Genomic DNA, 23,576 nt, shown 5'->3' with positions numbered 1-23,576 from the left:
GTTTTTTCTAATTTAAGAAATATGAGAATTCGTTCCCTGTTCTTTTTTGTCCTGCTTTTTGCGACATTCCTGTTTGCCGCCACCCCGACCTTGATTGTGGGTGTGGTTTTGGAATCTGAAACTGATTTGCCGGTTAAGGATGCGACCATTACCTATTTGTCGGGAAAGAAGTTGGGCGAGACAGGCTCCGATGGCCGTTTTGAACTGACGGTTGATTCCAGGAACGCGATTCTGTTATTCAAGAAAGACGGTTTTGACAGCGTACAGATCGAATTGCAGGATTTTGCAGATCTTTATGACATGGTCATTACCATGCAAACTACGTCCGACGTGCGCAACTTGGGTACAAGCACCGTGATTGGCGGTGGTGGCGACAAGGTGCAGTGGAGCTTTGAACGCAAGGTGAACCTGGATAAGCTGGAAGATGCGGCCGGCATGCGTTTTGACGTGACGGAACACTTGAGCCAGATGCCGGGCATTTCTGGTCAGAAAGACTTTAGCAGCGCCCTTTATTACGAAGGTTCCCGTGCAGGCGACGTGGCTTACCATCTGGGTCAGCTTCGCGTGCCGAACATGCGCCACCTGGATGTGGGCTTCCCCGGAAACCTTTCTGTGATTAATCCCCATATCTTGAGCGGTATTGAAATTCATGACCATTACGGAGAAGGCCCTATCGGTCAGGGACTTGCCACTTCGGTACAGTATATTCCTGAACAGACCAAGGGCGAATGGGGGCTTCGCGGAACGGCCGGTATCACGCTGCAAGAAGTGACTCTTGATGCTCCCTGGCTGTTCTGGGATAGCTTCCGCTTTGCCTTCCGCAGGCTTGACCCGGAAATGCTCAAGAACATGGGCGAAAAGTTCTTTACGGAATTCAGGAAGCGCGGCGGCGAATGTGTAGATAACTGCAAGGTGAAGTCTGCTGACGAGTTCGACCTGGAAGCTTACGATGTCTATGCGCAGTTCAATGGTTCTGACTCCAGCGGAAATACCTGGGCGCTTCGTACCTTGTACAGCTCCGATGAATACAGCATTCATCAGGATACCTCCAAGGCCGTTGACGAGGTGAACTCCATTGACATTATCGAAGGCAAGCAGCAGTATTTGGTGGTTGGCGCCGAATACAATGCCCGGAACGGTCTTTCGGCTCATGCCGGCATTGTGCGGGAAGTTCTCGGTGACACGCTCCGCGATACTACCGGTTTCCGCAGCAAGGCGAATTCCAAAGATGCCGCCACCTTCATTGACGGCTATGAACAGACCCATACGACTTTGACCGGTGGACTTGAAAAGAAGCAGAAAGGTCAAATCTTGGGTGCCAAGCTGAGCAATGCGTTGCTCTATGAACATCATCTTATAGAACGAAAGTACCAGGATTTTGGCGGTACGGAAAAGGATGATTTCAATGCGGGCGTATGGTCTGGCGTGAGCCGCATGAACTGGCAGAGCAGTTATTCCCAGAAGATTCTTTCTTTGGGAGCCATTGCCGATGTGAATGAGGGCAAGGCCGCTCCGACCGCATCTCTTGATTTTGACCAGAATCTTTCCAAGGTCGATACCGCCTTCTGGAGACTTTTGGCCAATGCCGCTTACCGCAGTGACTGGAAACCTTATTACGATGACGGCGAACTGACGGGTCGCTTGGAATCGGGCGTGTCCGGTAAGCTTGGCCTGGGTTACAACTCTAGGTACCTGGTTGCTCAGGGTTCCGGCTTTGGCCGCTACTACCCGGATCCGCTTTTGCCGATGCCCAAGGCCTATGCCCAGTACAACGACGTGACTCCGGTGGATTATGCCTGGGTGGCCGGTGTTTCGGGTACGGTGGAACTCAAGACTTCTCACCATTTCTCCATGGCGTCCAATATCAGTTCCGTTTACGGTGAATACGAACTGGAAGGCGGCAAGTCGCTCCCGTGGGAAGCCAATTCCCGTTTGGATATTCTGTCTCACCTTCGTTATTACCCGCGTAAGGACTCCATTATCTCGGTGATTATTACGCACCATGCTGCGTTGCATCGTCCGCTGTATTACTACGAGATTACGCCCTCCGATATCAAGGACCATTCTAACGGAACTCGCCGCCTGAGGGACTTGAACCAGTTTACGGATATGTTCCGTACCGATGCCCGCGTGAACCTTGACCTTGTTGGCCAGAAACCGTTCTCGTGGAAGGCTCGCTTCTTTGTGGAACTGGACAACATCTTTGCCAATCTCGATGTGGATGCCCTTAAGTTCTTGGGCGGTGAAAACGCTCGTGAACGCTCCTGGGTGACCCGCGATAACAATGGCAATTCTACCGACGGCTATGACCTGGTTCCCTTCATGGCGAAGGGCATGGGACTTTATCCGCAGTTTGGCGTAGAAATTACGTTCTAGAGTTGATTCCGATTCAGGAATGGCGTCATTGCGAGGAGCTGTGCGACGAAGCAATCCACATAGAATCTTGTATGCGCTTTTTTTCGCTTTATTCGCTAGTGCCCTAGCGTTCTCGCACGAGACGGATTCCCTGTTTGTGCCGCCGAAGCCCGAGAAGCCCCTGCGTTATTGTTCTTCGGTAAAGAAGTGGATTGAATTTGCCACCCATGATTCCAACATGGTAGAAATTACTCGCCTCAAAGGCGTGCGTATGGACTTGCGCTACGCGACTTTTGAGAATGTGACGGGGCATGACCTGTATTGCGGCGTGCAACGCGCCTTTGTGCATAAGGATGCGGCAGCCAAGCTCCGCAAGGCCGTAAAGATTATGGAGCGTGAAATGCCGGGTTCGGAGCTGGTGATATTCGATGCCTCGCGGCCGTTGTATGCGCAGGAGGCTTTGCGGAAGACGGTACGCGGGACGCCCTATTCGGCTTACGTGTCTTCGCCGGCCACGGGCGGGCTCCATAACTTTGGCTTGGCGCTGGATTTGGGCATTACCGATGCCGATGGCAACTTGCTTGACATGGGCACGGACTTTGATTCCTTTGAACGCTGCGCGGGCGAAGTCGGCGAAGCGGAAGCTTTGAAGAGCGGCCGCTTGACGCAGGAACAGGTGGATAACCGTAACAAGCTCCGCAAGATTATGAAGGGAGCGGGCTGGGTGCCGCTGGGCAGCGAATGGTGGCACTTTAATGCGTACCCCAGCAAATACGTCCGCGAAAATTACCCGAAGTTCCCTTTATAGCGGGCTATTCAATTTCCACTTTAATATCTACGTTCTGCACCCAGGGCTTGGCGCCGTTGATGATGGGGTGCAGGATTTTGCGTACAGGCGCTAGGTCCTGGGTCTTGATGTAAAGCTTGGCCCAGTGGGTGTTTTGGACCACGGGGACAAAGGCATCGACGGGGCCGAGTACCATGAGCTTCTTGTCGGCGCGGAGGAGCGATTCCAAACGTTCCATGGTATGGCGTAACAAATCTTCGTCGCGACTTCCGCAGCTGATTTCGACGAGCTTGCAGAAGGGCGGGTAGAAGGCAGCGCGCCGGTCTTCCATTTCTTTATTGGCAAACCCGTTGTAATCGTGATTCACGGCGAACTGCATAATGGGTTCGCTGGGCTTGAGTGTCTGAATCAGCACTTGCCCCTCGCCGCCGGCACGACCCGCGCGCCCTGCAGTTTGACTCAGCAACTGGAAAAGTCTTTCGGTGGAGCGGAAGTCGGGAATACCGAGACCGCTATCGGCGCCAACGACCCCGACTAATTGCACGCCCGGAAAGTCGTGGCCCTTGGCTACCATCTGCGTTCCAATCAGGATATTGTATTCGCGATTGCGGAAGGCGTCCAGAATCTTTTCGCTGGCGCCTACATTCTGCGTAGTATCGCGGTCCATGCGGATGACTTTCGCATTCGGAATCCACTCGTTGATTTCTTCTTCCAGCATCTCGATGGCGCCGCCCACAAACTCGTAGGTTTCGGCGCCGCAGGCGCTACACGGTGTGTTCACCGGGTAAAGGGCGGCGCAGTAGTGGCACATGAGGGAGCGGTATTGCTTGTGGTACACCAGCGGAATGTGGCAGTGCTTGCAGTAAAGCGTTTCGCCGCATTCAGTACACACGCGCATCTTCGAAAAGCCGCGGCGGTTCATGAGGATAATCGCCTGATCGCCGCGTTCGATGCAATCGGTGAGTGCTTCGCGCAATGCGGGCGAAAGCAAGATTCCCTTTTGCTGGCGCATCTTGCTCATGTCCACAATGTCTACTTTGGGGAGCGGCGCCTGGGTGGCGCGTTCCTTGAGTGTCACCGTCTTTAAATTGTTTGCCTTCGCGTTGTTGAAGGTTTCGAGGCTGGGCGTTGCGCTGCCGAGTACCACCAGGGCGCCGTACTTGTACGCCAGATGGAATGCCATTTCGCGGGTGTGGTAACGCGGTGCCGGGTCTTGCTGCTTGAAAGAGGTGTCGTGTTCTTCGTCGAGAATCACCAGGTCAAAATCGAAGGGGGCGAGAATGGCGCTGCGGGTGCCGAGAACCACTTGCGTGTCGCCTTTCAAAATCGAGACGTAGCCTTCGCGCTTCTTGGGCGCAGAAAGCGCCGAGTGCAAAACCACAGTGGGAACTTGCAGAAAGTCTTCGAAGCGCTTGCGGGTTTGCGGCGTGAGTCCGATTTCAGGCACCAGGATTAAAACTTTCTTGTGGCGCTTCAAGGCTTCGCGGGCCAGCTCCTGGTAAACGCGGGTCTTGCCAGAACCGGTAACGCCGTGAAGCAATACGCCGCGGAATCCGTCTTTGTCCAGTTCCTCGCAGAGCGTGTTGAATGCGTTAGTTTGTTCTAAAGTCAGCTGAGGCGCGTTCGGGGGCGTTGCGGGGGTGTCCCCTGCAGAGGGGGTAGCGGTAGCCCCTTGGGGCTTAAGCGAGGGGGAGGCTTCCCCCTTTTCAAAGGCAAGCGCGGCCAGGTACTTCTCGAAGTCGGCGGGCCAGAAGACGAACAGCGCCTTCATGGGTGTGCTAATGTAATACCGCGCCGTCCATTCCAGTGTTTCCATGTAGCGTTCGCTGAACCGGTAGCCGGACTGGTGGGGGTATGCGGGGCGCACGTCAAACTTGGGGCGGTCCTGGTGGACTTTGGAGACCACGGCGAGGGCCGGCTTTTTACGGGTGGCAAACTGAACCCAGACAACGTCTCCGCGGCAGAGGCTTACTCCGGCGGGCACTCCGTAGGTGTATACATCGGGGGCCATGGGGATGTACACTTCGCAAAAATCCGTCAGCGCGGCGGATTTGAGCTTCTGGTGGACCTCTTCGGGTGCAATAAGTTTTGGAATTCGTTTTGTCACGGGCTAAAAGATAGTTAATACCGCAAAAAGCGCCTATTTTGCAATCTTTTTTGTTTCAAAAAACTTTTTTTGTTAGATTATAGTATGCAAATCCCCTTTGGGACTTGCCATACTATTGGAGATCTCTATGAGCTTATTTGACGCCTTTAAACCGAAGTGGCAAAATTCCAACCCCGAAAAGCGACTGGAAGCTATCGCTGAATTGGGTGCGGACAACCAGGACGTCCTGGAACGCATTGCCGAATCCGATACCGATGCCTCTGTAAGGATGGCTGCCGTTAAGAAGTTGACGATTATTGCTTCTTTAAAGAAGATTTCGGAAAATGATTCCGACGAAGACGTGAAGCGTACGGCAAAGACTCGCTATTTGGAAGAAGTGGTCAAGAAGCTTAAAAACGAGGCCCAACCGAGTGCCGTGGATCTAGCTTATCTGCAAGATGTTAAGGACACTCATTATGCCGAAGACCTGCTCAAGGGTGTCAACACCGCAGGCCTCGTTCGTGCCGAACTTGTGAAGATTTGTACCAAGCAGTCGATTCTCGCCCTGGCCGCTAACCGCGACCTGGACGAAGACATCGCTATGTCTGCTGCACGCAAGGTGACCTCCGACTCCTTGCTCCAGGATATTGCAAAGAACTCCAGACAGCCCGAAGTTCGCAAGGCTGCAAGTGAAAGAATCCGCGCAAGGAAAGACGCTGAAGACAACGGTAAAAAGGCGGCCGAACTCTTGGCAAGCAAGCGCGATGCTCTTGTACAGCAAGCTCATTTCTTGGCAGCACAGAAGGATCCCCTGTCTGTCAAGTCCCAGTTTGAATCTCTGATGGAAGAAGCCGCAAAGCTTGGCATGGGCGACAAGCAGGCGACCATTGACGAAGTTTACGCAAGCTTCAAGAAGTTCTGCGACGAAGCCGATGCCGCACGCATCGCTGCCGAAAAGGCCGAAGCCGAAAAGCAGGCTAAGATTGCTTCGCTCACTGCAGTGCTCGAAGAACTTGAAACCTTGATTTCTGAAAACAAGGTGGCCGACAACGCCGAACGCGTGGACGCCATTCTTGCCGAATGTGCCGAAGGCAAGTCCCTGATGGATGCCGCCTGGACCAAGCGCTACAACAATGCCTCCTTCAAGGTGCAGGACTTGCGCAAGGTGAAGGAAGTGGTGGTGGACGTGCCCGAAGCGACCGACGAATCGGTGCGACCGGAACTGCTGGAACGCCTTAAGGCCCTTGCAGATTCTGACGCTAACGACATGACCAAGAAGCATTTGCATGCCATCGTTCGCGAATGGGAAAAGCTTCCGCTGTTGGAAGGCGAAGACCCCATGCTGCAGAGCTACAATGCGCTCCGCAATACGCTTTCGATCAAGATTACCGCTTACGAAGAAGATTCCCAGAAGCGCTTCGAAGAAAATTCTGCAAAGCTCAAGGCCATTATCGAAAAGGTGAAGGCCCTTGACGAAAACGAAGACTTCCGCGACTTGAACAAGAAGGTTCGCGAATTCTACCAGCAGTGGAAAGAAATCGTGGGCGAGAACAAGTTCAAGTATCACGACCTGTGGCAGGAATACAAGGCTGCAACGTCCCGTTTCCAGGAAATGCAGCAGTGGGAAAACTGGCATAACGAAAAGGACCGCGACGACCTGCTCCTTGAAATGGATGCCCTTACCAAGGAAGAAGGTAGCCAGGCTGTTCTTGCCAAGCTCAAGGATATTACGAACCGCTGGAAAGAAATCGGACCTATCTCTGCAGCCAAGTTGCAGGAATACCGCGACCACTTCCAGAGCAACTACGAAAAGATCAAGGAAAACTGCGCCGCCTTTATCGAAGAGATGACTGCGGAACGCCAGAAGAACTTGGCCGACAAGGAAGCCCTTTGCGCCAAGATCGAAGAACTTGTCAAGAACGCCGAAATGTTCTGGAAGGACAAGTACAAGGCCATGCAGGAAATCCAGGAACAGTGGAAGGCCATCGGCATGGTTCCCAAGGAAAGCGTGGCTGCTCTTACCGAACGCTTTAAGGCTGCAACAGCTGCCTACTATGCACAGCATAAGGAAAACCTGAAGGCCGAAGACGAAAACCGCGAAGCCAACTACGAAAAGAAAGTTGCCCTTTGCATGGAAGCCGAAGCCCTCAAGGAATCCAGCGACTGGAATGCTACTTCGAACAAATTAAAACAGCTCCAGGAATCTTGGAAGGCCGTGGGTCCTGTGCCCAAGAGCAAGTCCGACGAAATCTGGAACCGTTTCCGTACCGCTTGCGACAGCTTCTTCGAAAAGAAGCGCGCCCACTTCGAAGAAATGGACGCCTCGAAGCAGAAGAATCTGGAAGCGAAGACTGCTATTTGCGAAAAACTGGAAGCCATGGAAGCTGCCGGCCAGGGTTCTCTTGATGAACTGAAGGCTACGGACGCCGAATGGAAGGCTGCCGGTATGGTTCCGAAGGAAGCTATCGAAGCGATCAGCAACCGTTACAACACGATTTACAACAAGATTCTCGAACGCTTGGCTCATGCCGATTCCTCCTTGGCCGAAGGCCTTGATGCCATCAAGGAAAAGAAGAATGCCATGATCGAAAAGGTTCGCCAGTTTGCCGAAAGCGCAGGCTCCAACCAGCTTGCAGACGCTGTTCGCGAACTCCAGAAGGAATGGCGCGAACTTGGATTCTGCGGCATCGAGGACATGGATCTTTACAAGAAGTTCCGTGAAGCTTGCGATGACTTCTTTACCCGTCGTCGCGACCAGCTGGACATTCAGGAACAGGCTCGCCAGAACAACTTGCAGAAGAAGCTGTTGCTCTGCGAACAGGCCGAAGACTTGCTCACCGACTTGAACGAACAGACGGTTGGCGCTTCCATGAACAAGGTGAAGCACTTGCGTCGTTTGTGGAAGGAAGTGGGTGCCGTGCCTCGCGAACATTCCGAAAAGACCTGGCAGCGCTTCAACACCGCTTGCGACAAGGTGTTTGCCTTTGGCCGCAAGGATAAGGAAGAAGCCCCTGCAGCAGCTGCTCCGGCAGAAGCGTAAGCTTGATGAAGTCCCGGATTCGCTCCGGGGCCTTCGTTTCATTTGATTTTATCGCGGGCATGCCCCGCGATTTTTTTATTTTTGGGCTATCATGCAATTCCCTCCTTGGACAAGTATCGATGATGCTGCGCGTCTGCTTCATGACGGGCAGGTGGTAGCGATTCCGACCGAGACCGTTTACGGACTCGCCGGAAATGCCTATGAGCCGAAGGCGCTGGCGCAGATTTTCGCCATCAAGGAACGCCCGACTTTTGACCCCTTGATTGTCCACATTTGCGATGTGGCCCAGCTGGCCGATATTGCAAAGGACATTCCGGACGCGGCTTACGCCCTGGCGAAAGCCTATTGGCCGGGCCCCATGACCATGATTCTGCCCAAGAAGGACTGTATTCCTGATTTGTGTACCAGCGGCCTCCCGTCGGTGGCGGTGAGGTTCCCCTCGCACCCGGTGGCGCAAGAGATTATCCGCAAGGCGGGCGTGCCTCTGGCGGCTCCCAGCGCGAACTTGTTTAAGCATGTGAGCCCGACGACGGCGGAACATGTGGCGGCCCAGCTGGCTGACCGCGGCCTCGCCGGCATCGTAGATGGCGGCCCCTGCAACGTGGGCGTGGAAAGTACCATTGTTTCGCTGGTGGGCGAGCCGACAGTCTTAAGGCCGGGTGCTGTGACGCCCGAGATGATTGCTAAAGTCGTAGGTGACGTGAAGGTGAAGGAATCTACCTCAAAGCCGGGGCAAGCCATGGCGGCGCCGGGGCAGTGCGATACGCACTACCGCCCGCAGGTTCCGCTCCTCTACGGTGAAATCCCTGTCGGCTTCAAGCTTCCGGAACACTGCGTGCGGATTGCCTTCGGCAATACCCCCGGCGTGATTCCGGCGACGCTGAACCTGTCTGAATCCGGCGACATGCTGGAAGCTACGGCCAAGCTTTACGCCTACATGCACGACCTGGATGACCCCAAGTACGAGTTGATTCTAGTAGACCCCATTCCCAATGTGGGCGTGGGGATGGCTTTGAATGACCGCTTGAAGCGTGCCAGTATAAAGCTTTAGTCTTTCTTTTTCAGGATTTCGCGGAGCTCGTTTGCAGCTCGCTGCAAGTCGTCGTTGATGATGACGTATTCGTACTTGCCCTTGGTCTTTGCAAATTCCATTTCTTTCTTGGCGTTGTGCAGGCGGAGCTGGATGACTTCTTCGGAGTCGGTGCCGCGGCCGCGCAGGCGCTTTTCGAGTTCTTCTTCGCTGGGGGGCAAAATCAGGATGCCCGTAGCGTCGGGGTAGACCTTGTCAAAGTTCACCTTGCCGAAAACGTCCAAGTCAAAAATCACGCGGTTGCCTTCGGCGAGGGTCTGTTCCACAAAGCTCTTGGGCGTGCCGTAGTAATTGCCGTGGACTTCGTTCCATTCGATCAGGCCGTCTTCCTTGATGAGCTTTTCGAATTCTTCCTTGGTCTTGAAGAAATAGTGCACACCGTCGATTTCGCCTTCGCGGGGTTTGCGGGTGGTGGCAGAAATGGAATACTTGATGTCCGGAAAATCCTTGATGACCAGATCCTTGAGGGTGGTCTTGCCTGCGCCACTGGCGGCACTCATAACGAATAATTTGTTCTTCATAATTACTTCTTCTTGTCTTCAATGTAGAGCGGACGCTGCTTGACTTCGTCGTAGATGCGACCGATGTATTCGCCCATGATGCCGATGCACATCAGCTGCACGCCACCGAAGAATACGATGGCGGTCATGAGGGATGCCCAGCCGGGAACTGTCGTGGCGGGGCTGAGGAATTTTTCGAGAATGGACCAGATGAAAACTCCGAGCCCGACGACCGTCGCAAAAATGCCTGCATAGAAGCTGAGCTTGAGCGGGGCGGAGCTGAAACCGGTAATGCCGTCCAGGGCGAGGCGCACCATCTTCTTGAGCGGGTACTTGGATGTGCCTGCGGTGCGTTCGGCACGGTCATACTTGACGCCGATCTTCTTGAAGCCTACCCAGCAGACGAGACCGCGCAAGAAGCGGCTGCGTTCCGGCAAATTCGTGAGCTGATTGACCACGCAGCGGTCCATCAGGCGGAAGTCGCCGGTGTCAGGCGGAATGTCGATGCTGGTGAGCTTGCCGATCAGTCGGTAGAATGCAAATGCCGTGAAACGCTTGAACAGCGTTTCGCCCTTGCGCTTGTTGCGCTGGGCATAAACGACCTGGTAGCCTTCACGCCATTTTTCCAACATTTCGTGAATCAAGCTGGGCGGATCCTGCAAGTCACCGTCGATAATCACTACGGCGTCGCCGGTAGAGTGGTCGAGGCCCGCGCTGAAGGCTGCCTGGTGACCGAAATTGCGGCTGAAGTTGATAATCTTGTTGTTCGGGTTGCTCGGCAACAGGGATTCCACGATTTCGCGGGTCCTGTCCTTGGAGCCATCGTTCACAAAGATGAGTTCGTGTTCCACATCCTTGAGTTCTTCTTCGAGAACCCGGTAAGTTTCGGCGACGATTTCTTCTTCGTTAAAAACAGGAATGATTACAGATAACAGCATGATCTACCTAGGGAATAAGCGCGGGGTTGATAATATCGACGTGGTCGCAGTCCTTGTCTTCAAGGGAGTTTGTTATGATGGCGAGGGTCTGAGCCTTTTCGACGCTGACTTCGGCTGTCTTTAAATTGCCGAGGTTAAAGCGACCGCTGTCGAAAAGAACTTTGCCGTCGGCGATAATCTGCAATTGAACACCGTCGCTGCAGAGGGATTCTTCGTCGAGGCCGTAGCCCATCTTGAAGGTCTTGTACTTGCCTTCGATATTGAATACCGTTTCGGAGGAGGCGTGGGTTCCGAAGCCTTCGCTGTAGAACTTGCCGCCCACCTTGAAGGTGTTGCCTTCGAGAGAGCTGTTCTTGTGGAGCTTGCCCCAAGCCTGCTTGTGGCTTGTGTAAGGAACTTCGGTAAGGGGGACTGCGCCAGTTCCCTTGTGGAAATAGAACTTGGGGATATCCGCCATGACCTTTCCGGTTTCGCGGTTCTTCACGATGTATTCTATTTGGTTGTAACCCGGCAACAGGCGGTCGCTGGCGATGCTTCCGCTGACGGTTCCGGTGACGTAGGGGGCGCTGGCCAGGGTGTCGTTGTTGAAAAGGATGGTGTAGTCCCAGAGACTGGCCACGGTAGATTTTTCGTTCAGGTTGAACCGGTAGAAAAGGGTTTGCTTGGTGGAATCGTCAGAGAAACTCTTTAATTCGGGTTCGCTTACCTCGATAATATTCTGCGGATTGAATTCCTTGCGTCCGTTAAACTTGGCGATTTGCACCCAGTAGTTGTTGGTAATCAGGATGTTCTTGACACCTTCCAGGTCCATATCCCGTTCAAAGACGTCGCAGGTAGTGGCAATGCGGTGTTCCACGGCTTTCTTGTGGTACGTGTGGCTGTCCCAGCAGTCGAGGCCGCGAATGTAGTAGACTTCGCCCTTGTACTTATCGACAAGCTTCTTGAGGGCGGGGGTACTCATTTGGCGGGCGCGGTCGTAGTGGATAGAGGAAATTCCGTACCCGATGAAGTGCCAGGGGCGCCCGTAGATAAACATCCGTTCTTTTCGGGGCTGTTCTGCAAGCCACCCCAGAATTTCGTGTTCTTCTATGGTGAGGTGGTTGCGGTTGTACATGATGTTCTTGTTGAAGTCTTCTTTGTAATGGAATGTCCAGCCGGTAAAGATCAGGGCGGTTCCCAGAGTCACAAGGAGGGCCGTAATGGCATTCTGCTTGGCATCTTTCCCGTTCATGGATTCAATCAGTTTCTCTACCAGGTGGGCGATGGGCAGCGATGCCACGAATGCCATGGAGGGCAGCATCACCAGGCTGTAGCGCTGGTTAATTTGAATGCTGAAGTCTCCCGAAACGTTTTCGAGAATCATGTAGGTCTGAATATGGTACAGAAGCAGGAACGCCAGGATTTCGATGTAGAAATAATCCTTTTTCTTGATGCCGACAATGGCGCGCAACAGCAGGTAGAGGGCGCCAGCCACAAACAGGTAGTTGAAGTAGGTGAGGAAGGGATTTTCAAGTTCCCCGTTCTTGGTGAGGGGCTTGGTCATTTCTTCCCAGTTGCGGGCCAAGTCTTCAAAGAAGTGCCCGTGGGCTTCAAATTCACCGCCCTGGAATCCAAAACCCTGGAAGTAGCTGATGGTCAAAAGTGCGGGAACCGAGAACAGCGAAAGGGTGGCAAAGAATACCGGGGCCTTGGCGCTCTTGCTGTCCAAAAGCTTGGGAAGGGCGAACAGGATGAAGGCGAACAGGCAGAAGGCGGTTTCTTGCCTGGTCTGGGCAAAGAAGGCCAGAGAAAGCGCGAGGAGCGCCCAGTGCTTGACGGTATTGCGGTCGTAGGCCCACTTGAAAATCAGGAGCGAAAGGGCGGAAAGGAAGATGTAGAGGGGTTCCACCGACATGGCGCGGAACTGGAAAAGCACCGTGGGCTGCAATGCCGTGAGTAGGGCGGCAAAGAATGCCAGCAGGGGTTGCCTGGTCCATGCCACGATGGCAAGGAACATCAGGAGCATGGCTAGCGGCAGCATCAGGAGTTCCATGTGGAAAATCCAGTGCAGGTCGTTACCCAGGAGCGGCATGCCCAGCAGATATAGGAAGGCGAGACCCTTGGTCTTGAAGCTGTTGGAGGTGGCGACGCATTTCAGCTTGCCGTTCTCGAAGAAACCTTGGTTGCAGGTACCCGATTCATGGTTGTAGTACATGTTCTGGGCTACCGACATGAATACGCTTTCGTCGCTTTGTACGCGGTGGCGGGCTTCGATCTGGGTGGCTGCAAAAATGGTGATGATTGCGGCAAAGACCAGCATCAAAATGGAAATGCTCTTTTCCGGGAGAATACCCTTGATCCATTCCCTAAAATCCTTGCTTAAGGAGTAGAAAAGAACGATTGCCACTACAAGCTGCGTTAAGAAAAGGGGAAGCGGCAGGTGCAAATCCAAATACTTGATTGTATCCTTGTGGCCTACGTTGGGGCCCAGGTAAATAAGAAATGGAATGGCGAGTGCGACAATAAGTCCGATAATGGTGCCCGGATGGGCGAGATTCTTCAAAAGTCCGGTAAAGAAAGCTTTCATTTTATAAATATAAATAATGAAGGCGCCCAAGGGCGCCTGGTTCTTTGTGAATTATTCAGTTTTCAATTTTGTGTGAGCTTTATTTCTTTTTTTTGCTCGATTTCTTGGAAGACTTTTTAGAAGACTTCTTGCTGGTTTTCTTGGCGGCCTTCTTGGTGGTCTTCTTGGAAGACTTCTTTGCTGCGGGCTTGGGTTCCGGTTCCGGGGCAGGTTCTGCTTCCGGTTCGGGTTCCGGTTCTGCAGCGCTTTCGGCTTCCGGTTCGGCAGCGGCTTCTGTAGCGGCAGGTTCTTCGGTTACCGGCTCGGTGGTTTCAGGTTCGCTAGCAGCGGAATCGCTAGAAGGTTCGGATGCGGTTTCTTCCGTTGCGCCGTAGCCATAGCCCATGTCGGGCGTAGTGGTGTCGGGTTCGGGAGAGTAGGCTCCGCCGGAGTAGTCGAAGGAGGATTCTTGGGTTTCTGCCGGTTGCTCGGTAGGTGTTCCTGCGGAGAAGCTAGAGGTGTCGTAACCCCACTGTTCTTCGGCCTTGGTTTCGTTTCCGCCGCCAATGTTGATGCCCACGGAAAGGACGAGGCCGACACGGCCGGAAGAAACTCGGAACTTGGTGTCCACATCCTTGAAGGATTTCAGGACGGAGGTGTAGTCGTAAATGACTTCGAAACCGATGTGGTAGGGGAAGATGGCTCCGATGCCGCCGCTGACGGTAAAGTTGAGGGGCTGTTCCCACCAGTTTCCGTTGCCGGTCAGGGGCATCTGGGTTCCTGCTCTTGCCACTATATAGGGAGAGACGGTACGGCCTTTGAGCGGATCATAGGTGATAACGCCCCAAAGGGGAAGCATGGCCGGGGTAATGATTGTGTCGCCCTTTTGCTGGGCGGATTTTACACCGAGGCCAAAACCGTAACGAATGGGAATGTAGGGTGAGAACAAAACTTCAGAACCGCCCATGAATTCAATGTCGGAATCCATTTTGCCGTTATTATTATTTCCGGCTTTCTCATGATTGATATTGACCTTGGTGGGGAAAAGCAGTTCGAAGAAGGGGCGGATTTCAAGGGAGTTGGCTGTTCCAACGAGACCCGCCAAGGCGAAGAAACAAGCTTTGTAAATATTTTTTAGCATTATAAGATACCTTTGTTTTTCCTGTCCCAAAAATAGATATAAAATGACTAATTATTCCCATGGTTTTGGTAAAACATTTTTCACTAATATAAGGAGATTATAAGGTGTTTTACAGATGTTTACCTTGTGAGGGTGCTAAAAAAAAACTAAATTTGGGTCGCTTATTTTATGGGCGGCTCATCGCCTAGAATTATAAAGAGAGGTTAAAAAGTGGAAGATAGGCTGGTTACGAAAGCGGCTGACAACGTTCGAATCCTTTCCGCTGCCATGGTGCAGAAGGCAAAATCCGGTCACCCGGGTGGAGCCATGGGTGCCGCAGACGCAATTTCGCTTCTTTTCGCAGAATTTCTGCGTTTCGACCCCGAAAATCCGTATTGGGAAGCCCGTGACCGCTTCTTCATGGACCCCGGCCACATGTCCGCTCTCCTTTATGGTGAACTTGCCTTGCTGGGCAAGCTCAACATGGACGACCTCAAGAATTTCCGCCAGCTGGGTTCCCGCACTCCGGGTCACCCCGAAGTAGAAGTTGCCCTCGGCATCGAAAACTCCTCGGGCCCGCTGGGTATCGGTCATGCCGTTGCCCTCGGTAACGCCATCGCCGAACGCTTCATGGTTGAACGCTTTGGTGACATCCTGCAGCACAAGGTGGTCTGCCTCGTGTCTGACGGCGGTCTCGAAGAAGAAATCGCCTACGGCGTGGGCCGCATTGCCGGTCACCTCAAGCTTTCGAACCTCATTTTCTTCTACGATGCCAACCAGGTGCAGCTGTCCTGCAAGGTTGAAGACGTGATGAGCCACGACTTCAAGAAGCAGTACGAATCCTGGGGTTTCCGCGTGATTGACGTGGCCGATGGTCACGACATCGCCGCCCTCCGCAAGGCTTTCAAGGAAGCCTGGGCCGAAACCGAAAAGCCGACCATCGTGATCGGTCACACCACCATGGCCAAGGGCGCCATTGCCGAAGACGGCAAGTCCTTCGAAGGTGCTGTCTCTACTCACGGCCAGCCGCTCAACGCTGCCGGCGCTTCTACCGATGCAACCGTGAAGAACCTCGGTGGCGATCCGGCCGATGCATTCAAGATTTTTGACGACGTGAAGGCTGCTTTCGAAGCCCGCAAGGAAGAACTCCGCAAGGAAGTCGCCGAATGGAAGAAGGCCAAGGCTGCCTGGGACGCTGCAAATGCTGAAAAGGCTGCCACTCTCAAGGAATGGCTCTCGGGCAAGGCTCCGAAGATCGACCTTTCTGGCCTCGAACTCAAGGAAGGCGTCGCTACCCGCGTGACTTCCGGTACCGTGCTCGGCTACCTCGCCGACAACGTGAAGAACTGCATCTGCAGCTCTGCTGACCTTTCTAACTCCGACAACACCCAGGCCTTCCTCAACAAGACCGGCATCTTCCGCGCAGGCGACTTCAAGGGCGCCTTCGTTCAGGTGGGTGTTGCCGAACTGACCATGGGCGCCATCTGCTGCGGTATCGCACTGCACGGCGGCCTCTATCCGATTTGTGCAACATTCTTCGTGTTCAGCGACTTCATGAAGCCGGCTCTCCGTATGGCAGCCCTCATGAAGCTCCCGGTCAAGTTCATGTACACGCATGACAGCTTCCGCGTGGGTGAAGACGGCCCGACGCACCAGCCGATCGAACACGAAACCCAGATCCGTTTGCTCGAAGGTCTCAAGCGCGAAGACGGCAAGTCCGAAATGCTGGTGCTCCGCCCGGCCGATGCCTTCGAAACCGTGACCGCCTGGGAAATGGCTTTTGAAAACAACGACCGCCCGACCGCGATCATCCTTACCCGCCAGAACGTGAAGACGCTCCCCGGCGAAAAGCGCTACGAAGCTTCCAAGGCATGCCGCAAGGGCGCCTACATCGTGAGCGACAATTGTGGCTCCGCACGCCCGGACCTGACCTTCGTGTCTAACGGTTCCGACGTGCTCCTGACTCACGACGCTGCCGAAATTCTCCGTGGCGAAGGCCTCAAGGTCCGCGTGGTCTCTATGATCAGCCCGGCCCTCTTCATGGCTCAGGACAAGGCCTACCGCGATTCCATCATCGTTCCTTGGACTCCGGTGTTTGCAAAGTCCAGCGGTCTCCCGCTTCTGTTCGCCCAGATCGTGGGCGGCTTCGGCAAGGTCTCCGGCCTCGAACGCTTCGGCGCTTCTGCTCCGGCAGGCGTGCTCGAAAAGGAATTCGGTTACACTCCGGAAGCCGTCGTGGCTGCCGCCAAGGAATACCTGGCCGAATTTAAGGCTAACGTCGCCGAATTCAAGAAGTTCAACTAAGGTAAACCATGATTTGCCCATTCTGCAAGAAAGATAACGATAAGGTGGTGGACAGCCGCGTCAGCGGTTCGTCTATCCGTCGCCGTCGTGAATGCTGCGAATGTGGCCGTCGCTTTACCACCCGTGAGTACATCGAAGTGCAGCCGCTGACCGTAATTAAGCGCAGCGGCGAGCATGAACCTTTCCAGCGCGAAAAGCTTTTGCGCGGAATCATGAACTCCTGCAAAAAGCGCCCTGTCTCGGTTGCCGAAATTGAGCAGCTGGCGACTAATGTGGAAAATGCGTTGACCCTCACCGAGAATGCCGAAGTCAGTTACGAACAGATTGGCAACTTGGTGATGCAGGAACTCAAGAAAGTGGACCCGGTTGCTTACGTGCGTTTTGCCTCGATCTACCGCGAATTCAAGGAAGTTGGCGAATTCGTGGATCAGATCAAGAGCATGGACAAGTAGCTCAAACCTGCGGAGCATTATGAACTTCGCAAGTCTCCTCGAAAAAGCTTTAGAGAAACGCTCTCCGTTATTTGAAAAGACGGAGGCTTTTCGCGTTGTGAACGGTGCTCCGGATGGATTCCCGGGGCTGACTCTCGACAAGTTCGGTGACCGTTACCAGATTCAATTTTTTGGCGAAGAACTTTTGCGCGAACGTCGCGCCATTGCCGATGCCGTGGCCCAGAAGTTTGCTCCGGTTTGCCTGGTGGTGAAGGAGCGTCTTTCCCGTTCGGGCAAGTCGCTGGAAAACCCGCCCATGGAAGTGGCGGTGGGCCGGCCGGAAGATTCCGTGGGCGTTGTCCGCGAGGGTTCAGCGAAGTTCCATATCGATTTGCTGGATACGGTGAACCCGGGGCTGTTCCTAGACATGCGCCATATCCGCTTGGAAATGGGTGAGCGTGGGGCCGACCGCCGTATGTTGAATTTGTTCAGCTATACCTGCGCCTTCTCGGTGCACGGCCGTCTAGGCGGTGCAGAGATTTCGACCAATGCGGATATCAGTGCGAAGATTCTGGACAAGGGCCGCGAAAATTACGCCCTCAACGGCCTTGAGCCGAAGCCGGGTGAATTCTTCAGGGGCAATGCCGTGGAATATGTTCACTGGGCGCAAAAGAAAGGCCTCAAGTTCGACGCTATCGTGCTGGACCCGCCCAGCTTTGCCCGCTTCAAGGGTAAGAATTTCAACGTGCGCGAACACCTGATGCCGTTGGTAGCTGATTGTGCTACGCTTTTGAACCCCAAGGGACTCTTCATGGTGAGTTCCAACTACAGCGAGTTCAATTTGTCAGCCTTCTCGCGGAATGCTCTTGCGGCGGTGGCTTCTGTACATCCGAAGGCGAATACGCTTTGGAACAAGTCCCAGGATATCGACTTCGTAGGTTCCGGCCATACGAAAGATAGTTGCCTGGTTGCTACGCTTATCGGAGTGTAGCCGCTTGCTACAGGCTCTATAAAGTTTATGCCCGTCCAAGTTCTAGGGACCGGGCATTTTTGTTTTGGTAGAAAGTGAAAATTTACTTTGCCGCGATGGTGAACATGCCGCTGCGCGGGATGTGAACCTTCCAGGTTAGCCACTTCATCTGCTTGTCGTTCACCATGGCGTAGGGGTCAACGAGGGCACAACTCTTGACGCCTGCAAAGTCCATGGCGGTACCGGCGAGGTCGTCGAAATTCTTTCCCTTGCCGAATACCTGATAGAACAACGGCTGTCCGAAGGTCACCATGATTTCGGGTTGAATGAAGCTGAGTTCCTTGGTAAGCATCTTGCGGAGCGCGGCTTCGAGAAGCGGCGCCAGCGGGCGCTCGGTAGACTTGAAGAAGTAGGTGACACCGATGTCTTTTTGTTCGATGCTTAGGCTTGCAAACAGGCGCGAAAGCATTTGGCCGACGGCGGTTTCAAAAAAGACGTCGGTGCTGGTTGCAGAAATGCTGCTGGCCTCGGCCGCCTTGATGGCAGGGAGCAGGAACAGAACCTTGGGCTTTTCGGGACCCACGTAGCGGGCGAGGGCTGCTTCTCTTGCATACATGGCTTCGCCCTTGATGGATTCGTAGAATGCGTCAAGGGTGACGGCGGATTCAAAAGCGGAGGCGGCGCGCTTGACGGCGCGGGGCGTTGGCATGTTTGCCGCAGGTATAGCCGTGGCCTTGGTGTCCACTGCGCCAAAAAGGCTGGGGGCAAAACCGGTGGTGTCCGGAATAGGCGCGCTTATGCCGCTTGAGGTACTTGCGCCGGGGGCTTGCGGAATGTCGGACGTAGCCGCAGCTGCAGATTGCATGGTCGGTTGCGGAACCGGACGGGGAGCCGCAGGCGGTACCGCGGGAGCCGGGCGGGCTGCCGCAGCTGTTGCGGGCTTACGGGTCAGCGTCCAGGGTTCATCTAGCAGGAGCTCCGCTTCGCCCAGGTCAATTTGTCCTGAAAGGTAATTGCGCAATTCGCTAAAGTCAAATTCGTCAGCCATTCAGGCGCTCCAGGCAAAAGTTCAAAATCGTCTCGGCCAAATCGACCTTCTCGCCCATGGCGAGGGGTGGAACGGGCTTGCCCTTTTCCACCAGGGCGAACCGCACGCAGTCGCGGCCAAAGCCGGAATCGGCGGCTACAGGCGCGTTCAAAAGCAAGGCGTCGGCGCCGCTCTTGGCAAGTTTTTCGGCGGCGTGTTCTTCAAAATGATCTGTTTCAAGTGCAAAGCCCACAATCACCTGGTCATCGCGTTTTTGCGCAACGCTGTCCCGCAAGATATTCGGGTTCGGTTCCAGCTCCAGAATCAGCTGGCTGCGGCTATCCTTGATCTTTTCGGTGGCGGCCACTTTCGGGCGGTAGTCGGCGACGGCGGCGCAATGAACGAGCACGCTGGCGCTCTTCATTCGCTCAAGGACGGCGGCGTGCATGTCGCGGGCGCTTCTAATCTTGGTCACGCGAACGCCCTTCGGGAATTCTGCTTCCATCGGGCCTGCGACCACTTCGACTTCAAAACCGTTGGCGTAGAACACCGAGGCAAGTGCCACGGCGGTCTTGCCGCTACTGCGGTTGCTGATGTAGCGAACTGGATCGATGGCTTCTTCGGTGCGGCCTGCAGTCAAGAGAACTTTCTTGCCGTGGCCAGGGAGGCTTGCATCTTGTGTCGGCGGAACATCTTGTGCCACAGGGCATGCGGGGGCGTTACGGGGGGTACCCCCGTTCGATGGGGTAGCGGATGCTGCGCCAGCGGCAGAAGCGAGGGGCAGGCTTGCCCCTTCCAACCATTCCACAATCTGTTCAGGCTCCATCAGGCGGCCTTGACCGACTTCACCGCAGGCGAGTTCACCCGCAGGGGATTCTAGCACGGTGGTGTCTTCGAAACTCCGCAGAATCTCGAGGTTGCGTTTAACCGCCGGAGAATTGTACATGGCCACATTCATGGCGGGCGCAATCACTCGCGGGCACGTGCAGCTCATAAAGCAAAGGCTTACCGGATCGTCGGCGATACCGCAGGCGAATTTACCGATGACGTTTGCAGTTGCGGGCACCACCAAATAGAGGTCTGCCCAGCGCGGAAAATCGATATGCTGGAAAGGGCGTGCTTCGACGGCGCCATTCTTCAGGTACACAGGACACTTGCTCAGGCTTGCGAAAGTCAGCGGCGCCACGAATTCGGTGGCCGCATCGGTCATGCACACGCGCACTTCGGCGCCCTTCTTTTGTAGCAGGCGCAACAGCTCGCAGCTCTTGTAGACGGCGATGCCGCCCGAGACTCCGAGAAGGATTTTCTTTCCAGCGAGGTTCATGCCGTTTAAGATAGAAATTTCGAGACCCGTTTAGTAGCCCAGTCGCTGACCAGTTTCAATATCCATGCGGCAATCATGATGGCTAGGAGGGTGCAGGCGAGGAGCGCCGTTACATTCCACTGGGTAAAGCTCCAGTGCAGTTTCTCGAAGATCTTGATAAATGCTCCTTGCGCCCAGACGATTCCCACGTGTTGCACAAGAAATACGCAGTACGAAAGGGCCGCTAGCTTTTGAAGGGGCTTGCTTATCGCATTCAGGCGAAGCAGGTGCTGCGCCAAATAAAATACGACGACGAAAAGGGCGAATGCGGCGAAGGTGCCGAGGGCGTCGGCGTTGATACGTCCCGGAATGTTTATGAGGGTTATTGCCATGAATGGAATTCCAGAGGCAACGGCGATGCGCCAATCCTTGAACCGCTCCAGATTTTCAATCAAGGCGAACCCGACAACAAACTTGAACGCGAGTGTGGCTGGGAGGGCGCTTAAAAGGCTGTGGTATTCAACGGGCAAAGCGTACTGTAATGCGTACAGGATGGCAAGCGAAAGTAGGGTGCCTACAGGAAGTTCCCTGTAGCACTTGGCCAGTAACGGATACAACAGATAGAGTAATACGATGGCGCCTACAAACCAGTCTCCGCAGAAAGCGTAGGTGTTTACACCGAAGATCTTGAAATATCCGTCAAAGCCGATAACTGTCAGCAACAGCGAAAAGGGGGTGCCTAAAAAGAAGGCGTTCCCGTCGGTTATCAGATGCCGAATCATCGACAGGGGAATGTAGAGACTCAAAATCCAGAAAGACGGGTAAATGGCCTTGATGCGCTTTGCGTAGAAGGTCTTGAACTGTTCTTTCGCATTGTCGGTGCCGCCAATGACGCCGTATTTTTTATAGAGCAGACCGCCCGAAAGTGCGATGAAAATCGTGACGGCGATGTTCCCGAAATCGTAGTTGAGCGTCTTGTTCAACAAATTAAAACAGGGAAGTCCTGCCACCGTGTATTCGTAACCAAAATGGTAGGTGATGACAAACAGCATCGCGAGGACGCGCAGAACATCCAATTCCTGAACCCGTTTTTCCATATAGATAAAATAGAAAATAGACCGCTCGGTCAGATAGAGCCGAGCGGTCATTCTGTGAACAACAAAGCCCCTGTTATTAAACAGGGGCGGTTGTGAGAGCGAGGCGATATCACATTCTTGTTAGTGCGATAGAGCCGAGCGGTCATATAAGAAATCCCGCGACTTTCATCGCGGGATTCCTTAAGCTTTAGGCTTTGAACAACAGAAGCTGATTAAGCTTCGGCTTCAGCGTCAGCCTTCTTCTTGGTGGCCTTCTTCTTCGGGGCAGCGGCTTCACCGATGGTGGTGCCAGATTCGCCCGGCTTGTGAGAGTCCATCCAAGCCTTGAGCTCGGCGGATTCACGGTTCTTGAAGTAGTCAACCACAGAGAGGAAGATCTTACGGTTGTTCTGATCGATTTCGGTCACGACAGCCGGAACTTCGTCGCCAACCTTGAATGCATCGGCCGGAACCTTGATGTATTCAGCGGTGAGCTTGGAAACCGGGATGAAGCCTTCGATACCGTCAGCGAGTTCAACCACGACGCCGCGGTCGAGCATACGAACGATCTTGCCCTTCACTTCGGAGTTAACCGGGTAGGCAGAGTCGATGGTATCCCACGGGTCTTCGGTGAGGTGCTTCATGGACAGAGAAATGCGGCGCTTTTCCTTATCGACAGCGAGCACGACGCATTCGACCTTGTCACCCTTCTTGACCATTTCGTTCGGGTGGGTGATCTTCTTGGTCCAGGACATGTCGGAAACGTGGATGAGGCCATCAACACCTTCCTTGATTTCGACGAAGGCGCCGAAGGAAGCGATGTTGCGGATTTCACCAACCACGCGGGCACCCGGCGGAAGTTCGGTTTCGATAGAATCCCACGGATCAGATTCGAGCTGCTTCATGCCGAGAGAGATACGTTCTGCATCTTCTTCAACCTTGAGAACGACAGCTTCGACTTCCTGACCAACGGTGAGGATCTTGGACGGGTGCTTGACGTGCTGGGTCCAGGACATTTCGGAAACGTGGATGAGGCCTTCAACGCCGCTATCCAGTTCAACGAATGCACCGTAATCGGTAATGGAAACAACCTTGCCCTTAACGATAGCGCCTTCCGGATAACGTTCGGCGATATCCTTCCACGGATGCGGCTTAAGCTGCTTCATGCCGAGAGAGATACGTTCCTTCTTGTCGTTGAAGTCGAGAACCATAACTTCGACTTCCTGACCAAGCTGAACCATTTCGGTCGGGTGGTTGATGCGCTTGTAGCTCATGTCGGTGATGTGGAGGAGGCCGTCTACGCCGCCGAGGTCAATGAATGCACCGAAGTCGGTGATGTTCTTGACGATACCCTTGCGAACCTGGTTCTTTTCGAGGGTTTCGAGAACGTCGCCACGCTGCTTGTTGCGTTCTTCTTCGAGAACGACGCGGCGAGAAACGACGATGTTGCGACGAGCCTTGTTGACCTTGATAACCTTGAGGTCGTATTCCTGACCGATGAGGGCGTTGATGTCCGGGATCTGACGGAGGTCGATCTGGGAACCCGGGAGGAAGGCGTCGATGCCGAACAGGTCGACAACCACACCGCCCTTGATACGCTTCGTGAGCGTACCACGCACGACTTCGTTGTTTTCGAATGCAGCGTGGATGCGATCCCACACGCGAACGAAGTCGGCCTTCTGCTTCGAAAGGATGAGACGACCGTCTTCATCTTCGAGCTTTTCGACAAATACTTCGATTTCGGAACCGATTTCGAGGGAGTCCGTGTCCTTGAATTCGTCACGAGCGATGACACCTTCGGACTTGTAGTTCACGTCGATCAGGACTTCCTGGTCGTTCACCTGGCTAATCTTACCGGTGACGAGCTTGCCCTGTTCGAGGCAATCCATGCCGGCATAAACGTCAGCGTTAGCCTTACGGAAGTCGGGGCTGCATTCGCCCTGAGCGGCGAGGATTTCAGCGAGATCTTCAGCGGTACCGAATTTGAGATTTTGAGACATATTG

Annotated in this window: 16 protein-coding genes; 7 read left to right on the top strand and 9 right to left on the bottom strand. The window is 54.1% G+C overall.

Annotated features, from left to right (window positions below):
* Window positions 1–21 precede the first annotated feature (21 nt).
* Both ACJMNB_RS03335 and ACJMNB_RS03330 read left to right on the top strand, forming a co-directional pair.
* On the top strand, window positions 22–2,376 hold the full coding sequence (locus ACJMNB_RS03335) for a hypothetical protein (protein ID WP_405338980.1): 2,355 nt from the start codon (window positions 22–24) through the stop codon (window positions 2,374–2,376).
* A gap of 40 nt (window positions 2,377–2,416) precedes the next feature.
* Window positions 2,417–3,163 carry a M15 family metallopeptidase gene (locus ACJMNB_RS03330; RefSeq protein WP_405338978.1) on the top strand — a complete coding sequence of 249 codons (747 nt, stop codon included), beginning with the start codon at window positions 2,417–2,419 and terminating at the stop codon, window positions 3,161–3,163.
* 4 nt (window positions 3,164–3,167) lie between these two features.
* On the opposite strand, the gene priA is transcribed toward ACJMNB_RS03330, so the two are convergent.
* Window positions 3,168–5,249 carry a primosomal protein N' gene (gene priA / locus ACJMNB_RS03325; RefSeq protein ID WP_405338976.1) on the bottom strand — a complete coding sequence of 694 codons (2,082 nt, stop codon included), beginning with the start codon at window positions 5,247–5,249 and terminating at the stop codon, window positions 3,168–3,170.
* A 127-nt stretch (window positions 5,250–5,376) separates the two neighbouring features.
* Between priA and ACJMNB_RS03320 the strand changes: the two genes are divergently transcribed.
* Together ACJMNB_RS03320 and ACJMNB_RS03315 are read left to right on the top strand one after the other, a co-directional pair.
* Window positions 5,377–8,268, top strand: coding sequence for a DUF349 domain-containing protein (locus tag ACJMNB_RS03320; RefSeq protein ID WP_405338974.1), 2,892 nt, complete (start codon window positions 5,377–5,379; stop codon window positions 8,266–8,268).
* A gap of 91 nt (window positions 8,269–8,359) precedes the next feature.
* Complete coding sequence (locus ACJMNB_RS03315) at window positions 8,360–9,319, top strand: L-threonylcarbamoyladenylate synthase (RefSeq protein ID WP_405338969.1); 960 nt, start codon at window positions 8,360–8,362, stop codon at window positions 9,317–9,319.
* Here the strand turns inward: ACJMNB_RS03315 and gmk are convergent.
* The 4 genes from gmk to ACJMNB_RS03295 form a co-directional block, all read right to left on the bottom strand.
* A complete protein-coding gene (gmk, locus tag ACJMNB_RS03310; protein WP_405338967.1) occupies window positions 9,316–9,879 on the bottom strand; it encodes a guanylate kinase in 564 nt (187 codons plus the stop codon). The genes ACJMNB_RS03315 and gmk overlap by 4 nt on opposite strands.
* 2 nt (window positions 9,880–9,881) lie before the next feature.
* Window positions 9,882–10,796: a glycosyltransferase family 2 protein gene (locus ACJMNB_RS03305; protein ID WP_405338965.1), complete on the bottom strand. Its 915-nt coding sequence runs from the start codon at window positions 10,794–10,796 to the stop codon at window positions 9,882–9,884.
* Window positions 10,797–10,803: 7 nt separating this feature from the next.
* Complete coding sequence (locus ACJMNB_RS03300; RefSeq protein WP_405338963.1) at window positions 10,804–13,362, bottom strand: NPCBM/NEW2 domain-containing protein; 2,559 nt, start codon at window positions 13,360–13,362, stop codon at window positions 10,804–10,806.
* A gap of 79 nt (window positions 13,363–13,441) precedes the next feature.
* Window positions 13,442–14,482 (bottom strand): hypothetical protein, encoded by a 1,041-nt coding sequence (locus ACJMNB_RS03295; protein ID WP_405338961.1) that lies wholly within the window; start codon window positions 14,480–14,482, stop codon window positions 13,442–13,444.
* 210 nt (window positions 14,483–14,692) lie between these two features.
* Here ACJMNB_RS03295 and ACJMNB_RS03290 point away from each other — a divergent pair, with 210 nt between their 5' ends.
* Genes ACJMNB_RS03290 through ACJMNB_RS03280 form a run of 3 tightly spaced genes read left to right on the top strand, consistent with a single transcriptional unit; the run spans window position 14,693 to window position 18,187 of the window.
* Window positions 14,693–16,765, top strand: a complete 2,073-nt coding sequence (locus tag ACJMNB_RS03290) for a transketolase family protein (protein ID WP_405338959.1) — start codon at window positions 14,693–14,695, stop codon at window positions 16,763–16,765.
* 8 nt (window positions 16,766–16,773) lie between these two features.
* Window positions 16,774–17,217 (top strand): transcriptional regulator NrdR, encoded by a 444-nt coding sequence (gene nrdR / locus ACJMNB_RS03285; RefSeq protein ID WP_173556478.1) that lies wholly within the window; start codon window positions 16,774–16,776, stop codon window positions 17,215–17,217.
* A 19-nt stretch (window positions 17,218–17,236) separates the two neighbouring features.
* On the top strand, window positions 17,237–18,187 hold the full coding sequence (locus ACJMNB_RS03280) for a class I SAM-dependent rRNA methyltransferase (RefSeq protein ID WP_405338957.1): 951 nt from the start codon (window positions 17,237–17,239) through the stop codon (window positions 18,185–18,187).
* An 82-nt stretch (window positions 18,188–18,269) separates the two neighbouring features.
* Here ACJMNB_RS03280 and ACJMNB_RS03275 read toward each other — a convergent pair whose 3' ends face one another.
* From ACJMNB_RS03275 to rpsA, 4 genes are all read right to left on the bottom strand, one after another.
* Window positions 18,270–19,214 carry a hypothetical protein gene (locus tag ACJMNB_RS03275; RefSeq protein WP_405338955.1) on the bottom strand — a complete coding sequence of 315 codons (945 nt, stop codon included), beginning with the start codon at window positions 19,212–19,214 and terminating at the stop codon, window positions 18,270–18,272.
* Window positions 19,207–20,517: a bifunctional phosphopantothenoylcysteine decarboxylase/phosphopantothenate synthase gene (locus ACJMNB_RS03270; RefSeq protein ID WP_405338953.1), complete on the bottom strand. Its 1,311-nt coding sequence runs from the start codon at window positions 20,515–20,517 to the stop codon at window positions 19,207–19,209. Before ACJMNB_RS03270 ends, ACJMNB_RS03275 begins: the two co-directional genes overlap by 8 nt.
* 5 nt (window positions 20,518–20,522) lie before the next feature.
* Window positions 20,523–21,593: an acyltransferase family protein gene (locus ACJMNB_RS03265; protein WP_405338951.1), complete on the bottom strand. Its 1,071-nt coding sequence runs from the start codon at window positions 21,591–21,593 to the stop codon at window positions 20,523–20,525.
* Between the two features lie 212 nt (window positions 21,594–21,805).
* Window positions 21,806–23,572 (bottom strand): 30S ribosomal protein S1, encoded by a 1,767-nt coding sequence (gene rpsA / locus ACJMNB_RS03260; RefSeq protein WP_405338949.1) that lies wholly within the window; start codon window positions 23,570–23,572, stop codon window positions 21,806–21,808.
* Window positions 23,573–23,576 lie beyond the last annotated feature (4 nt).

Source organism: Fibrobacter sp., from assembly GCF_045131395.1.
GTDB lineage: Bacteria > Fibrobacterota > Fibrobacteria > Fibrobacterales > Fibrobacteraceae > Fibrobacter.
Note: the sequence above shows the minus strand (reverse complement) of the source record. Positions and strands in the feature narration are given on the sequence as shown.